This window comes from Pseudoalteromonas sp. MTN2-4, from assembly GCF_042848605.1.
In the GTDB taxonomy this organism is placed as follows: Bacteria; Pseudomonadota; Gammaproteobacteria; order Enterobacterales; family Alteromonadaceae; genus Pseudoalteromonas.
The window spans coordinates 72,878-89,151 of record NZ_BTGK01000012.1; the positions used below are offsets into that span (position 1 = coordinate 72,878).

13 protein-coding genes and 1 pseudogene are annotated in these 16,274 nt (G+C 38.1%); 7 read left to right on the forward strand and 7 right to left on the reverse strand.

Features of this window, described 5'->3' with window-relative positions; translation table 11 throughout:
* The first annotated feature begins 3 nt into the window (after positions 1–3).
* From ACGHEH_RS20045 to ACGHEH_RS20060, 4 genes and pseudogenes are all read left to right on the forward strand, one after another.
* Positions 4–852, forward strand: a complete 849-nt coding sequence (locus ACGHEH_RS20045; protein ID WP_390449063.1) for an HAD family hydrolase — start codon at positions 4–6, stop codon at positions 850–852.
* 96 nt (positions 853–948) lie between these two features.
* Positions 949–2,688, forward strand: a complete 1,740-nt coding sequence (locus ACGHEH_RS20050; protein ID WP_390449066.1) for a hypothetical protein — start codon at positions 949–951, stop codon at positions 2,686–2,688.
* Between the two features lie 199 nt (positions 2,689–2,887).
* Positions 2,888–3,211 (forward strand): annotated as a pseudogene (gene speD / locus ACGHEH_RS20055) (adenosylmethionine decarboxylase); the annotation flags it as partial.
* Positions 3,190–3,753, forward strand: a complete 564-nt coding sequence (locus ACGHEH_RS20060) for an ATP-binding cassette domain-containing protein (RefSeq protein ID WP_390449069.1) — start codon at positions 3,190–3,192, stop codon at positions 3,751–3,753. The pseudogene speD and the gene ACGHEH_RS20060, both read left to right, overlap by 22 nt.
* Positions 3,754–3,891: 138 nt before the next feature.
* On the opposite strand, the gene ACGHEH_RS20065 is transcribed toward ACGHEH_RS20060, so the two are convergent.
* From ACGHEH_RS20065 to ACGHEH_RS20080, 4 genes are all read right to left on the reverse strand, one after another.
* The gene (locus tag ACGHEH_RS20065) at positions 3,892–4,371 is read right to left on the reverse strand and encodes a DUF3016 domain-containing protein (RefSeq protein ID WP_390449072.1); all 480 of its coding nucleotides are present in this window, start codon (positions 4,369–4,371) and stop codon (positions 3,892–3,894) included.
* A gap of 604 nt (positions 4,372–4,975) precedes the next feature.
* On the reverse strand, positions 4,976–5,746 hold the full coding sequence (locus ACGHEH_RS20070) for a DUF4097 domain-containing protein (protein ID WP_390449075.1): 771 nt from the start codon (positions 5,744–5,746) through the stop codon (positions 4,976–4,978).
* A gap of 707 nt (positions 5,747–6,453) precedes the next feature.
* Positions 6,454–6,732, reverse strand: a complete 279-nt coding sequence (ppiC, locus tag ACGHEH_RS20075; protein ID WP_138479960.1) for a peptidylprolyl isomerase PpiC — start codon at positions 6,730–6,732, stop codon at positions 6,454–6,456.
* A gap of 405 nt (positions 6,733–7,137) precedes the next feature.
* Entirely contained in the window at positions 7,138–8,409 is a 1,272-nt protein-coding gene (locus ACGHEH_RS20080) for a hypothetical protein (protein WP_390449078.1), read from the reverse strand.
* Between the two features lie 375 nt (positions 8,410–8,784).
* Here ACGHEH_RS20080 and ACGHEH_RS20085 point away from each other — a divergent pair, with 375 nt between their 5' ends.
* From ACGHEH_RS20085 to ACGHEH_RS20095, 3 genes are all read left to right on the forward strand, one after another.
* Positions 8,785–9,894, forward strand: a complete 1,110-nt coding sequence (locus ACGHEH_RS20085; RefSeq protein ID WP_390449080.1) for a TonB family protein — start codon at positions 8,785–8,787, stop codon at positions 9,892–9,894.
* Between the two features lie 243 nt (positions 9,895–10,137).
* Positions 10,138–10,347 carry a hypothetical protein gene (locus tag ACGHEH_RS20090; protein WP_390449083.1) on the forward strand — a complete coding sequence of 70 codons (210 nt, stop codon included), beginning with the start codon at positions 10,138–10,140 and terminating at the stop codon, positions 10,345–10,347.
* Between the two features lie 249 nt (positions 10,348–10,596).
* A complete protein-coding gene (locus ACGHEH_RS20095; RefSeq protein WP_390449086.1) occupies positions 10,597–10,908 on the forward strand; it encodes a hypothetical protein in 312 nt (103 codons plus the stop codon).
* A 145-nt stretch (positions 10,909–11,053) separates the two neighbouring features.
* On the opposite strand, the gene ACGHEH_RS20100 is transcribed toward ACGHEH_RS20095, so the two are convergent.
* The 3 genes from ACGHEH_RS20100 to ACGHEH_RS20110 form a co-directional block, all read right to left on the reverse strand.
* On the reverse strand, positions 11,054–12,589 hold the full coding sequence (locus ACGHEH_RS20100) for a serine hydrolase domain-containing protein (protein WP_390449089.1): 1,536 nt from the start codon (positions 12,587–12,589) through the stop codon (positions 11,054–11,056).
* A 69-nt stretch (positions 12,590–12,658) separates the two neighbouring features.
* Entirely contained in the window at positions 12,659–13,435 is a 777-nt protein-coding gene (locus tag ACGHEH_RS20105; protein WP_390449092.1) for an AraC family transcriptional regulator, read from the reverse strand.
* Positions 13,436–14,143: 708 nt separating this feature from the next.
* On the reverse strand, positions 14,144–16,072 hold the full coding sequence (locus ACGHEH_RS20110; RefSeq protein ID WP_390449095.1) for a hypothetical protein: 1,929 nt from the start codon (positions 16,070–16,072) through the stop codon (positions 14,144–14,146).
* Positions 16,073–16,274: the final 202 nt, after the last annotated feature.

Below are 16,274 nucleotides of genomic sequence, written 5' to 3' on the forward strand. Positions count from 1 at the left end.
AGATTGAATATACATACCCGGCAAGAAATAAAACAACTCGTTGTATTTGACCTTGATAGAACTTTACTTAACAAGCACTCGCAGCTGTCTCCGTTTACATTGCAAACACTTCGCGAAATGGACAAGCGAGGCATTCACTACACCATTGCCACAGGCAGAAGCTTTTTATCTGCAGAAGACATTATAAAGGGTCACACTTTTTCTCTGCCTCAGATATATACCAATGGCGTTGTTACTTATTGCCCGACACAGCAGCGTTTTAGCTTTGATAATTGTTTAGGCCTCGATGAAACATTAGCTGCAACTGAAATAATGATATCAAACTCTGCGCACCCATTTATTAATGCACTCAACGACCAAGGTGAGCGTATTGTTTTTCACGGCGAATATAAAAACAGATTTGAACAAGCCTTGTTAGAACAATTTGGGTTATCTCCAAAAACGCGCATGTTGCCCTTAAGCGAGCTGAATCACGACTTTCAAATTACTAACATCAGTATGATTGGCCCGCGTGATGAAGTTATTTCAGTTCACAATACCATTGAAGAACTCAACCATTTAATCGCTTATTCAGGGCAAGCCATAGAACATGAGGCGTACCGCTGGATAGATGTTCATCATGCAAAAGCGACCAAGGGTACTGCAATCGCTAAATTAAAAGAGTTGCACAATATTGAATCAATCATTTGTTTTGGTGATGGTGATAACGATTTAAGTATGTTCGAAATTGCAGACGAATGTTATGCACCTGAAAATGCTAATATTGAAAATAAACAATTGGCTACTGCTGTGATAGGCCATCATAATGAAGATGGGGTAGCGAAGTTTTTAACTGAACGCTTTTCACTATAAAGCCGTCATTCGCCCCATATTTTTGCTACTTCGACAGGTAATATCCTGTTATCCTAAAAGGAACTTGGATAATAATAATTCTTATGGAGTAAGAATATGAAAAAACTACTTTTAGCAGCAGTCACGGGGACCGCTGTTGCCTCTGGCGCATATTTTGTTTCTAATCAAAACAATTCATACACCCCATTACCACAACTAGATTATGTACCTGCCGATACTGTCTTTTTTTGGTCTCAGCTTGAAGGGTTTCCATATCTTGAGTATTTAGACGTATTGCCTGATGCATTCAAGAATACGCATCAATTTGATGATCTAGTTGAGCTGATGCAACAAAGCGATGCTTCTAGCAATGAGCGTTTCTTCGCTCTACTTATGGAAAGTTATACTAACAGCTTAAATTCTTCAGAAGCCTTTGCAAACATCTGGGGCGCTGACAATGACTTTAAAATGTTAAGTTATTCAGTGGGACTTCTGCCTGTAGGCAGAGCCAAGTTAGCTAATGTTGAAACCTTTGTACAAACGATTAAAACAGCAGCTGACAAATCAGGTGTACGTTATGAAGCAACCGAATTAGCAGGCCTACCTGTGACGCGCTTTGCTATCGAGCAAGGCGATGAAAAGCTATTTGATATTGTTGTCTCAACCAAAGGTGACTGGGTCACACTCACTTTAGACACGGCTTTTAACACCGAAGAAGACTTAAAGGTGGCACTGGCAGCCACTAAACCTGCAAAAGCACTGAGTGAAACAAATCGCGTTGAGCAATATATCAATGACTACCAGTTAGATGGCCAATCTCTTGCTTACCTTGATACAACCCTTTTAGTTGATGCCCTTACTGCGAAAGATCCACAAAGCAATACCACAAGAATGCTTGATGGTTTGCTTGCTTTATTAGGGAGTGAAGACGATCTCGCCCTCATCAGAAATGAAGCTTGCCAACAAGACTTTACTGATATGGCAAGTAATTGGCCTGCGATTATATCTGGTACACAAAAAGTTGAAATCACACATAACTATGCTGATCTTCAGATGTCTACTGTATTCGCATCGACAGATAAGAAAGTACTTGATGCGATGAGCAATGCCCGCGGTTTTATCCCCGAGCACGCTCAAAATATGGGAGACGCTGTCGTTTCTTTCGCATACGGACTAAATGCGTCGAAAATTTCTCCTATGGTTAATACAATATGGGCGCGCTTTGCTTCGGCTGACTTTAGTTGCCAACCACTCGTTGCAGCGCAAGCGCAAAGTAAAGATTCAAACCCTGCGGCACTCGCAATGATGACCGGCATGCTTGGCTCTTTGAAAGGCGTCAGTTTAAGTATTTTTGATGTCGAAATTGTGGAGCATGCACAAAACCCTGGGCAACCTGATTTCAAATCACTCAATGTACTTGCGACAATTTCTGCCGATGATGCTGAAGCTTTATTTAATATTGCTAAAAGCTTCGAACCTGCACTCGCAAGTGTCACTTTACCTGCAGATGGCTCTGCCATTGAAGTAAATGAGTTTCTTCCTGCTAGCTTAGAGTTAGATGCGCCTATCTACCTTGCATTAAAAGGTAATCATTTAACTTTTTATACCGGTGAGCAAGGCAAAAAGTTTGCTGATACTTTATCTAAACAAAAACTTGAAGCAAACGGCATGATGGCATTCTCAATGAATACCGATAAATTCTTTAAAGCACTCTTGAAGGGCGCTGAAATCTCAGGTGAAGAATTAGGTGACGAGTTTGAAAAATTTATTGGCCAAAATACACAAATGCAAATTAACCTTGATGTTGCAGATAAAGGAGTGGTTACTGATTCTCAAATTATGATTAAGAAGCTGTAGCTCTTCGAATATCGTCACTTTGCGTAGCCCTCAAGCCCACGCCAAGTGACGCCTTTCAAATATATTTAACCTTACTTTTTTAACTACATACACCAAGTAACTTCCAAACATTTACTTTTTCATACTCAACGCGACTCCACAATCGTTGCACATTTCAATGCTGCAATGTCTGCGTTCAAAACAGAGCGCAGGTAAAAGAATGCATAAATCACCTTTTGGATCACACTCTGTCCAACCTTTAGGACAGCACATCACGGTCGATATTTTTGAAGCGTCAAACCTTGTTGGCGAACAACATATTAAAAACATGATGATTTACTGCGCTAATGCAGCCAAAGCCACAATTTTAAAAACACACTTACACCCATTCGAAACCAATGATGGCGTATCTGGCATGATCATTTTGGCTGAAAGCCATATTTCTATTCACACATGGCCTAAATATCACTTTGCAGCCATGGATATTTTTATGTGTGGCGATGCAAATCCTCATTACTTAATATGCTCACCGGTATCGACGAAATTGAAAAAGGCGCAATTTATATCGATGGCAAAAATATTGAAGACTATGAAACTGGCAGTATCTGTGGTGAGATTAGCTTTCTCAATCAAGACATCGGGTTATTTAATCAAAGCATCTACAACAACATTGTGTTTGGCTTAAATCACATTAAAAAAGCAGATGTATATCTAGCACTTGAAAAAGCCAATGCATTAGACTTTGTGCAGCAATACAAAGACGCACAAGGTCGACAAGGACTCAATGCTTTTATTGGAGAGAATGGCGGACAATTATCTGGTGGTCAACGACAACGTTTAGCACTTGCCAGAGCCATTTTAAGAGATAAAAAACTGTTCTTGTTAGATGAAGCAAGTAGCGCGCTGGATCCTGCCTTAAAAGCCGAATTTATTCATTCTTTAAAGACACTTATGAAAGGAAAAACGGTTATTTCAATTGCCCATTCCTATGATGTGCTCACAATGATGGATCGCATTATTGAAATTCAAGATGGCAAGATTATTAGAGACGGAAAACCAGAAGAGGTCCTCACTGCTGTAACTTAATTTAAAACTAGTTTCGATAAGATTTAATTGTTTATAAAACCATGTGACCAGTGAATTATTTTGTGATTCATAGAGATTGAAAAATTGAAACAATCTCAATGAATCATACTAATTAAGCAAGATTAACCGCTTAAGTACTTAGCTGGCCATAACGTGCTGTGTAAAGAGCTTATCTAATAGTTTCTTTTCCATAGCAAATGATTTATTTCTTTGTCGCATCTTGATAACACTGCCTGAAATATCTTCTACTCCTGATAAAACAATATCATTACCCTCAGAAATAACATCTCCGGCAGCATCAACTAAGCGATAACTTACAACTAATTTCATTGAGCCAAGATGTGCAACACGAATATCATTACCGTAACCTAAGTCACCTGCACGATCTATATTTTCAAACTCAACAGTAATAGACTGACCTTCTGGCAATCTCTGAGCTAATTTTTCAACATGAAGTTCTAACTTATTTTTCATTTTTTTATAGTAACCAGTACTAACCTCGTCATGTGATGCAAAGTCAGTATAGCTCTCTACTTCATTCCATATTACTTTTGATTCTCCCGCGATGCTTGTAAATGGTAGAATCATTAATGCCGTTGAAATCAATAGTTTTTTCATAAATATCTCCAGTAGTTCAACTTCCTTTTTTTCATATTTAAAACTTAATACCCTACTACTTTGATTAAGTTTTAAAAAGCAATGCTTTAGCACAACCATGTATAAAAAAAGCACATTCAATGTATAAAATCAACGAAAAGGGAAAAAAAAATATAGAATGGGGAATATTTATGTAAAAATTCATAACTCAACAGAATCTATTTTTAGCTATAAAATACTCATAATTAAACTTTTTCAGAATTCTCTTATACTGATGTCATAAATGATAATAGAGCTATTTTTATCGATATTTTCAATTGGCAATATAGCGCTCACCCAAAGTGGGTAACACCAACTTTTATACTCGTCAGCACATTAAAATTTATTTTTTATTTTATTAAGCTAATTGAAAAACATTTAAATTCAGAGCGCTCTGCCATAGTTTGATATTATCGAGCTAATTCACATCTGCTCATAGAGTGCGAATGTGCACTCTGAAAGGAACAACCAAATAATATTAGTGACTCTTTAATTTAAAATCTATCGTTATACAACACGATAGATTTCCCTTATTTAGCTGTTCCAGAAACTCAACTTAAAATTCCAGCACATAAAAACCGATTAATTAAAGGTTTTTAATACGAATAGAGCCGTTATTACTCGACAGCGTTACTTTCGCTTTGCCCGAACCTATTTCGCCAGACAACGTTTTTCGGTTTGAACGACTTTTATCTACCTCTAAACCAAAATTATTACTAATTGAGCCGTTGTTCGATTTTGCTTTTATGCTGGCATCAATCGAATCAGGGAAATAAACCGTAATTGATCCATTTTGCGATTCAACATCCACGTCTGTTAAGTCTTGTAACGCATCGCTAAATGATAATTTAACTGACCCATTATTGCTCTCAACCCGCGTATTACCAGCAAGCCCTGTCGCCACCATGCTGCCGTTATTTAATGATGCGCTAACAGCTCCCCTCACACCTTTGATTGATAACGAACCGTTATTCAATTCCACATCATCTAACTCAATATGCGCAGGCACGTTAATAAAGTAATCGACTTTGGCATAGCCGCTATTATTCCAGCCGAACTGCTTAGCAAAGTGCGTTTCGATATCAATGGTGTTGCCTCTTTGTGATAGCTCAACCTCAACCCTCTCCCTGCCCTCTTTATCTTTACTATAGATAGTTGCAGTTACAAGCACTTCGTCCTTGCTCCATGCTTCAATTTCGACTTTGCCATTGGTATTTTCAATTTGTAATTGCGTGCCTGCATCTGCTGAGAACGTCTTCTCCACAGTTTCAGTGTAACGTTGACCGTTATGGGCAAATACACTTGCAGAAGTCAGTGCACAAAGCGCGAATGCTAAAGTTGGTGTAAATAAATTCATGGTATTTCCTTTCTCTTAATCACCTGTCTTAACCAATAAGACGCACCCACTGAAGGAAAGGTTTAAATATCGTGCAAAATATACGTTGCGAAGCAAGGTTATTTTGCGCAACGTGAAATAAGCAATTTTAAATAACGCTGCGGTTAACTCCTTCGAAGCAAGGTTATTTTGCGCAAGGGCGAAACGCGTCTTGAGGCTTGCGAGTGCGCGCAGCAAGACTAGCGTTGAGCGTGAGGCCTTGGATGGCCGAACCGGACCCAAGCTACATGGATGTATTACAACTCAACTTTTATTTGACCGAAACGAAGTTTCGCAGCACGAGGAGGTGAGGGTATGGATACCCGATGGGCGTAGCTACATGGATGTAATACTGCACTGCTCTTAAATTTTTCATTTAAAGTGCGCGCAGCAAGACTAGCGTTGAGCGTGAGGCCAAATCGTGCAAAATACACTTTGCGGAGCAAGGTTACTTTTGCGCAAGGTGAATTTAGGCGTTTTAAAAAGTGCCAAGATATTCTCAAGCTACATGGAAGTATTACAACTCAACTTTTATTTGACCGAAACGAAGTTTCGCAGCGCGAGGAGGTGAGGGTATGGATACCCGATGGTCGTCACTATATAGTTTTCAAAACACCACACAAGAAAGTGTCGATACACCTTTAACTAAAAAAACATATCAACACTAAAGACATTCACCGACTTTAATTCTAAGTACGATAAAGCACTTTGAGTACGTGCCAACCAAACTTAGTTTTAACCAACTGTGGTGTTAATACTTCACAAGAAAAGCAAACTTTATCAAACTGCGGCACCATAGTTCCACGCCGAAATTCACCTAAGTCACCACCCTTTTTGCCTGTCGGACAATTAGAATACTTCTTAGCTAAAGTCTGAAACTTAGCCCCTTTTTTTAACTGCTTCAGAATGTCTTCTGCTTGCTCTTTGTGCTTTACCAAAATATGTAAAGCGTGTGCTGTACTGGCCATATTACCTATGCTCACTGCTAAATTGTTGCACTTTTAATGGGGGTAATAATACATGAATACGTAGCATATTATGAGGTATCGATATAAATTTTCAGAAGCCAGCTGAGCCGCCGAGAATTTCTTTATAGACCAACTGTTATATGTAACCATGAAATTAAGCACTGACTTCAAGACTAGTATTGCTTGACTAGTTGCTAGTATAAAATTACCTACAGCAACAACTGGTGCACCGTCCAGAGTTTTAGTGTTTAAATTGAAATACTGTATCTGTGATCTGTGTATTCAAATAGTCGAGATAATGAAATCAGTATCTGAAAGCTCTCTTTTTTCCTACCTTCAGTTAAAGTAATATTTAAAAAAAAAAAAGGGACTATTGAATATGCCCCTTTTAAATCCTAACTCATCTTACTGCTTAATTAGATTACCTGAATAAATTGCATCTTCGTAAGTAAGAAACTCTGCTTTCCAGCCCTTATAGGTAAAGCCTGTTGTTTCTTCATCTATAACTTCAACAGCATTTCTATTTAAGAGCCTTAGTGAGTGAAGCGAATCTCCTTCCTTAATTTTGAAAAATGTCCATGGCGTAAAAAGAGCCAAAGTTGAATCTTTAGCAAGCAACTTTGCTCTAGAAAGTGTCCATTGTTCTAATAAGTTAACCTCATAACTACCTAAACTAAGTTGCTGCATACACCCTGTCAGATAGCTAGCCTTCTTATTTTTATCAACAAATTTAGTCATTTTACTTTTGTTATTCTTAATAAACTCACCTAAATCGCTATCAAATCGATAACATGGATTATTACTTGGTACACCAAGATCTTTTGGCCAATCCCCTATTGTTAAACCATCCAATAAATGAGTAGTGCCACTATTAGAGTAAGACAATTTGGTAAAATCAAACCCTTTAAATGTGCTTTCAAGATCTTTAATATCTTTTCCGGTTAGGCGAGCAAAATTACTTAAACTATATGTTGCTCCGCTATTAACCATAGCATCCGGTGTACTTACAAACTCCAACATATTCCCTAATGAGGCAGGAATTAAATTGTTAGAATATTGATATCCAATAAATGTGTCATTCTTAAATAAGAAAGCATGTTTACGGCCTAACAACGTTAAAAGATAGGTTTCGTTGATAGGAATATGCACAGTAAATCGCCCATAGCGCTGTTGCATCTCACTATAACTAGATCCTAGCTTTGACCCCAATGCACTGTCTTTAGTAATTAAATTATCAGCTACTTTTAGAAATTCAGGTGCTTCAGGAAAAATTTCATCTCGATTACTAGAACTTACTATGAGTTTATCTGTGGTTGTTTGAGTTAATAGAGCAGTAGAAGTACAAGATTCAACTTCTTCAAGCGTTAAACTGGCTGAACTTGGAAACATTTGTTTAGGTGAGTATTTTATATCAAAACTTTTAACTCTTAATCCTTGTTCATAATTTTTTGCTACTTTGTTCCCCTTGTAAACCAAAGTACTTTTTAAATTTTCTATAATCGCTTGCTCGTTATAGAGCTTGGGTATGTTTAGATAAAATTGCTCAAGGACGATATCATTTTGATTTTCTTTAGGCATACATTTACTTTCTTTTAAAAATAAGTTTCCCTCAGGAAACATAGTTTTAGAGTAAGTAACAAAAGGTAAAAAAAGTAATACAATTGAAAGGTATCGCACAAAACTTCCTTATTATTAATAATTCTTCTCCTGCAATGATACCGTTTTAACAATATTAACAATAGAAAAACAATGCAGTTGATGATTTAAAGAAGCACCTATTCAGCACTTATAAGTAGTCAAACTTGAGTTGCCTACTTAAGCCATAAACAATTCCAAGCCATAAATTTATGCTCATCATTAACTCATACCTTGATCGCAACAGGTGTACGTTCGTATTAAAAAATAAACTTTGGAATCAATAAATGAGAGTACGCCATAAACTTTGTCACCAATGCCAACAGGCCAAAAATGTAATGTATCGTTGCCGGTTTGGTGACAATGTTGCGTGGCAATTTGTTTGTGGGCCCTGTTTGATAAAAATCAAAAAGAGGCATGCTGACACTTATCAATATGGTGGTACTTGGAAAGCTCGGAAAAATAAGTAGCAAAGTAGCATTACTTCTTGCGAAGCCCCCTTCCAACAAAGCACAACCCATTGACTTACCAGTAGAATTTATCATATCTTCTTGCCATGTTAACTTTAAGCCGACTCTATCAACAGGTAGGTACCATTCCTTGAAAAAAACAATATTACTTTGCTTATTAACCGCAGCTTTGGGTGGGTGTAAAAGCACACCTAGACCACCAACAGATTATTTAAAAGCTCTCAATACTTGCAAACCTTTAACATATGAGTGCCATGCCAAGGTAAAAACAAAAATTGTGAGCATAAGTTTTGGCAAAGCTATGGTCAAAGTATTTGAACATTACTCACGCGAGGGTGCTCACAAAGCAATCAAAGGTATGTTTGCATTAAACGCTGACAACCCATTTGATCGGGCATCTAAACATAGATATCTTGCAACATTTATGTACCAAATTAATGACTTTCAAGGTGTTTTAGAGCACTCCAAACTCGCTCTTAAAACTCCGATTTTGAATGCCAGAGACTACCTTGAATTAATGCGTCTAGAGATAAATGCTCATTTCGAGTTAGAGCAATATGAACTTGTAAAACAAAAAATTGAAAACTACTTTGCTTATGCGGCAAGCAAAGACCACGCAAAACAGCTCGCTCAACTTGCCTACATTGCCAAAATTCAAAAAGACTCAAAAGAATACGATAGGCTTATTGCAAAAATAAAAAATAATGACAGAGCACTCGAGCATTTAAAAAAAATTAACAATCAAAGACTTAAGCTCACACCTCCTACCGTTAAAAACGCTCAGCTTACACCTGCCGCAGTTGTGAGAGTAGAACCTGAATACCCTGAAGAAGCAATAAAAAATGGCGTACACGGCTGGGTAAGATTTCAATATGATTTAACACCCCAAGGTAAACCTAAAAATATTAAAGTTACAGAATCACATCCTGTAGGTGTATTTGACCAAGCCGGGGTTAATGCACTAAAAAAATGGCTTTATCGTGTAAAATTAGACGAAAATGGACAAGTTATTAACGGGCAAGGTTTAACGCTTCAGTTAGATTGGAGGATACGTTAAAAGTACTCAACTCAAAGTTTAGGGGCAGTGCTTTTTCTTAGTTCAGCCTCTGACTTAATCATACCTAAGTTTATTATTAGATTTGCACCTGCACGCGTCGCATGTTTACTTCAAAGTTACACAAAAATTATGCGCCTTTGTTAGTTCGTGACAATTGTCACCGTGAATTGATGACATTAGGCAGCACTTATTCCTCACTTAATTTGCCACACTAGATACATCAAATTATTTAGGAGCAACACCATGAACAACGTAATCAAACATTTCATTGAATACAGCTTAAGACATTTACCTATGCTTATTGTTCTCACACTTATTAATTTGTTTACTGCGCCTGGTTATTTATGGGTACTATGGGTGGCCTTATTTACACTGATTGGCTTTTTTAATGAAGCAGACTTCACTGGCCGAAAACGCTTTGGTTCTCGCAGAGTCAATAAAAGTAGATGGTAATGAGATTTTAACCAAAGCAATATATATGAAAGCTTGCCTATGGGAGTCGCAGTCAAGTTCAAATCGCGACTCTGCTATTTTGAGCATTTCAAAAAATTGACACCTAAACCGTACTTCACTTTATGAACCTAAAAAACGCTTTATCTCTTGATAAATAAGCATTAATACTCATCTTTTCCTCGCTTATTAAATTGGTTTGAAAAATGCATATATACCAAATACAAAAACTCACTTAGACAGGTAACCACAATGAATAGCAGTGAAAGTAAAGTATATGTATTAAGCGGGTATGCTAAATGCGCATCAGCAAACAGCGATAAATACAAGTTAGGTAATCAGCACTCAATCGGATTATTAACCACTGATGAGAATTATGAAGATAACATCACTCAACTCGAGACTTTTGTTAAAGGGTTTGGCTGGGAGTCTATCTCGTTTTGCATAGTTGAAGAGGTTGAAGATATTAATGCGCTGACAAATGATGTGTTAATTTCTAGCTTTATTCGCGCACAAGAAAACGGCCAGTCTTTAGTTGTTAATGATTTACCAATTGCGGTGTAATTAACAGCAAAATAGATCTAACGCTTCGAACACGTTTGAAGCGTTAGTGACTGTGAGCATAACGGGTTGTAAAGCAATTTTTTGTGAAGCGAGAAATCAAAGGTAGGTCGTAACTCTGATTTCACTAGCCTCTTATAATTCACACCTAGTCACTGACTTTTTTGTACTCAACATCTTGCCAGAGCAGACTCTTTACCTGCTTTGAGCTGTCATCAAATTTTACATTAATTGGGTTCAATGAACTAAATGGCGTGCTTTGCTCCAACATTAAAGTTGAAGAAACAGTTGTTATGTCAAACTCATAGTCGAATTGCTTCCCCTTCAAGTCTCCATTTGAAGACATTGAAATGGCCAGTTTACTGTACTTATCATCACCTTGGTAATTACCCACTAGCTTAACCAAGTCAGTTTTCGTCGCTTGATAATTTTCTGCACCAGATTGCTGAGCAAACTCAGCTAGGCTGTCATTGTTTCTTTGTACTCGTCGATTTAATAGCCAGTCTACGCGCTCTTGGTAACCCTGCTGACGAACATTGGCCATGTGCTCTGCTTTTTCATGCTCTGTTAAATACTGAAAAAACTGCACCATGGTTCTACTGGTTAACCAACCCGTCATATTATCTGAATTAGAAAACACCCCAATTCCCACACCTAAGTCTGGAGAAAATGCCATCATAGTGCGAGCGCCTGTATAACCCCCACCATGAGCATACAAGGTGTGTCCATAAATATCACAAACACTCCACCCAAGCGCATAACCATGACATGGCAGCTCATAAGGGTTTCTGGCTTTGGGGTCTAATTTCGCCACAGGCGTATGAGCCAGCTTCATAGTCTCAGCGTTAAAGCCTGACTTATTGGCCAGCTCAGGGCTTAACTGTAACTGTAGCCATTTACCCATATCATTAGCAGAAACCACCAAGCCCCCCGCTGACTGCATTTTACCGTCTGTTTTAGGCGGCACTAAATGCCAGCCTTTTTCTTCACCTTGCCAGATATGATTCCAAGATAGGTGCTTCATTGAAAAGTCAGAAGTGCGCGCAGAGCTATTTGCCATGTCCATCGGCGTAAAGATTTCATCTTGTAGCCAGTCTTGCCAAGCTTTGCCCGTGGCCTGATGCAAAATTGCACCATAGATATTGTACCCAAGATTAGTGTAGTCGTAGCCCTCTTCGCGCTTGCTTGCATGTTTTGCGATTAAGGCAGGATAATCTTTATAATCAACCTCTGTCACATAAGCTTCTAAAATAACAATCTGATCAGCGTCAATAGGAAACTGGTGAGTCAATAAATCTCGTAACGTCCACTGGTTAGGATCAACCCCTTCTGGCAGAGTGATCTTCGGCCAGTGCTTAGCAATGGTATCGTCAAGCTTCAGTATGCCTTGCTTATCTAACTTAGCCGCCAAAAGACCCATATATGCTTTAGTTTGAGATGCGATATATATCGGTGTATCGAGTGTTAATGGCAGCTTAGTGTCGATATTTCTAATGCCTTGAACATGATTTAACAGCACTTCATCTTTGCTGACAGCTACGATTGCATAACCAGGCCCGAGGTTTGGCACTTTACCAATAAACTGCTCTAATTTATCAGCGGCTTGCTGTGGCGTGATGGCATAGCTCAACTGGCTCAAACCTAATAACGCTGATAGAAAAATAGCCTTGCTTTTTGTATACATGACTTACTCCTTAGATAAAAAACATCAGCAACAGCATAACCATTACGCTCGCTATTTTATTGTATAGATTTAACCTGCAATTAATTGTTTGAGTTGTCGAGGTGTAAAACCAACCTCCTGCTTAAATAATCGAGTGAGATGACTTTGATCAGTAAAGCCGCTGTCATGTGCAATATCAACAAGCAGTTTATTTTTAGATAAAAGACTTATTGCTCGTGACACCTTACAACGCTGCTGATATAGACTAGGTGTACAACCAAAATGTTTATGAAAGCTCCGCGAAAAGTACACCGGATGAATGCCAAGCTCTGCCGCTAAGTGAGTTAGATTAAGATTCTCTGGTGAATGTTCAATATATTGTTTAGCTTTTACGAGCCAAGACACTTTATGTCGCTCAGAAGCTAAAGTAACACCTTGTCTAATGGCCAACAAATCCCATAATAACTGCTGCTGAAATGACTCATTATTTATCATCATCCCCTTCACTGACTGCTTAACCATTTGCAGCAACGGCTTAGCAGTTATTGGTTGCCAATACCAATCAATGTCTACGCCACCAGCATATTCATCAAAAGTTTGCTTGCTAAAGTTTAATGAAAATATCAGTGCTCCCTGTTTTCCATATTGATTAGCGTGGCCAAATTCAGCGGGTTTAGTACATAAGCTTGGTGTAAATACGTTTTGCTGCTGCCGATTATCAGACTCAGCCAAAGCGCCGGATAGAACAATTGACACCTGATGACCTTGATGCTCATGCATCGCCATTTCAGTATTAGCGGGATAATAAGTTAAGCTCGCATACTGACCTGACGAAATAGCGACACGCTTTTGCTTTACTTCATTCATTTGGATTATAGATGTAGTTCTGATGCTGTTAGACTAATTAAAAGCCCCCTTAGCCGCAATCTCAACTATGTAACAGTTTATTCCTTAGTGCAAAATACACGTTGCGAAGCAAGGTTATTTTTGCGCAAGGTGAAATGAGCAAGTGAAGCTGCCGATGAGTTGAACTCTATCTAACAAGAAAGGTGCAAAGGGGTATGACTGCGAGCGCAGCGAGTACATTCTCTTTGCGCAAGGGTGACGAGTGACCACAAAAATGTATGGAACATTTTTGAACTGCGAAGCAGGTCCGGAGGATGAAAGGCAGGAAGCCTGAAATCATATGAAGTTTCGCAGCACGAGGAAGTGAGGGTATGGATACCTGATGGGCGTAGCTACATGGATGTAATACGCACTGCTCTTAAACTTTTCATTTACAGTACGAGCAGCAAGACTAGAAGTGAGTGTGAGGCCTAATCATGAAAAGATATACGTTGCGAAGCAAGGCTAGTTTTGCGCAAGGTGAATTAAGCAAGTTTAATAATTGCCAAGACATTTTCAGGCTACATGGACGTAATATACTCACCACATTTTAATAAGACCGAAACGAAATGTCGCACCGAGAAAAAATGAGCAATCACAAAACTAAAAGTGTAACGAAAAAAGTAAAGGTCTTGGAAATAAACATAAAGTTAAGCCAAAACCTTTAAACCTCTCTAACTACACAACAATTTAGTTACTTTTATAAATACAAATACCATCACATAGCTTTAAAAATTCCATACTTTGTGTAATAGGTTGCCCTTTAGTTCCATCACTGTATATCTTCTTTTCACTATACGTTCTTAAGAACCAATAGCCAGCAGCCTCTTTTCTAAACAACTTATAATTCAACACTTCAACTTCTTCGTTTTGAGCAATACAATTTTCAACAGTGTCATTTAGGTCACAATTTCGCACAAAAGACATGCTATTGTCAGATTCATAACGCCAAAGACCATTTGCACCAAAAACACCTCCGTTGTAAACAATCGCAGTTCCATCCTCCCGAGCTTCCATAACTGCATGTTGATCAAGATTCAAAAGACTAATGTTGTTTACATAAAAAGTCTTCATATAGTCATCTTGTGTTGCTTCAAAAGTAGTATCCATTTCTGCAACAGTGGCAAACGAATAACTTAGTAATTTATTATTGTCGAAGAAATCAGTAACCGTTGCGACTCGATTGTCATAAATTCTTGCGTAGCGAACTGAGCGAGTCTTATCTCCTACAGTGAACTCCCTCCCTTGTGCAGTATCAACAATCTCAACATCAACAGAGAAAGTTTCACCGGTAATACCGCTTTGAACATTATATTGGCCCATTGTAGCTGAGCTCATCGTAATCGGTGCATTTACAATTTTGAAGTAACTGCTCTCGGTTAATTTAGAATTATAGAAAGGTGCTAAGCCCATTAATACATCTCCCGCTTTAGGCTCAGGAGGTGAAATAAACTCTGCGCCTCGAAAGACTTTATAAGTTTTGCGGTCAACTAACTCTTTGTTTAACTCAGGCCAATTTGACACATCATCAATATCATTGAATCCACCGCCTGATTTAGGTACAAAATGATAAGTAAATTCTAAGACAGCAAAGTCTTCAACGCTTGCTATCAACTCAGCATGTTTGAGTTTAGGAATAAGGGCTATACGGTCGAATGTACCATCTATGTGCTCAAAAGACTTTTCATAGTTCTTTCCAAAAAAGCTTCTTTCTTCAGATGGCTCAATAAACTGATAAATACCGTCTTTCAGCTCTGCTTTTTCATTAAAGTCTACAATTTGACCGTAACCATCAACCTTAATTGATAAATTAGTAAAAAAGTAATGGCTTATATCTTCCTGCTGATTAAATGAGCTCATCCTCAACGCTGAGTCTTGACGTTGGTCAGTATAAATCATGTGATTAAGAGTTTTCTGCTCACCTTTATTGAGCGTTAGCCATACAAACTCTGATTCGTTTAAATAGCGTTTAACTCTTATTGCGTTGTCGCGCTTAGCCATCACCTCAAGGGGTATAAACTGCGAACGCATACAATTTGCTATGCATTCAAACTCTTCTGTTGAAATTTCAATGTCATCAGGATTTTGCCAACTTAGAGCAAAGTTAACATCACCAAATTTAGCAAATCCTTTTCCATCATCAGCAAAGTGAATTAAGACGTCTTGCTCAAATGCAGTCCATGTACCGGTAAGCTCTTGATCTGATATGGTTATCGCATCACCTGGATAATTGACCTCGTCATACTCTATATCAATATTTAGTGTAACTTTGCTTGAAGCTTTACCATCACTTACCGATACTTCTAACTCATGCAGTTTAATATCAAATAGTGTTGGAGAAATTGTAAAAACCAAGGACTGATTTTCAAGCTCATAACTTAGCCAAGACGGTTGATCTTTTATATTTACACTAAGCTCGTCTTTATCAGGATCTTTTAATGTTAATGTATGACTCAGACTTGATTGCGCAGCTAGAGTGATGCTTAACTCACCTTCGATGCTTGGTTTCGTATTCGTTGTCTGCACTTTTTCATTAGAAGGAGTACTTTCACTGCTACCGCCACCACAGGCTGTAAGAAAAACCAAAGAAAGGGCTGTAAGGGAAGTTTTTAGATTCATTGCATATCCATGTAAATGATTTGCAGCGATAATACAGTTTTCAGGAAATAAAATCTTCAGAACAAATCGTCATTTTAAAAATGACGCCAATATGTTCATACTCTTTATCTTCAAAAGAAGAGCCTAATCAATCACTATCTCATACAACAAAACGATTCTGAGTGAATTAATTCAAATCAGGCTATTGCACTAATTTTTCAAT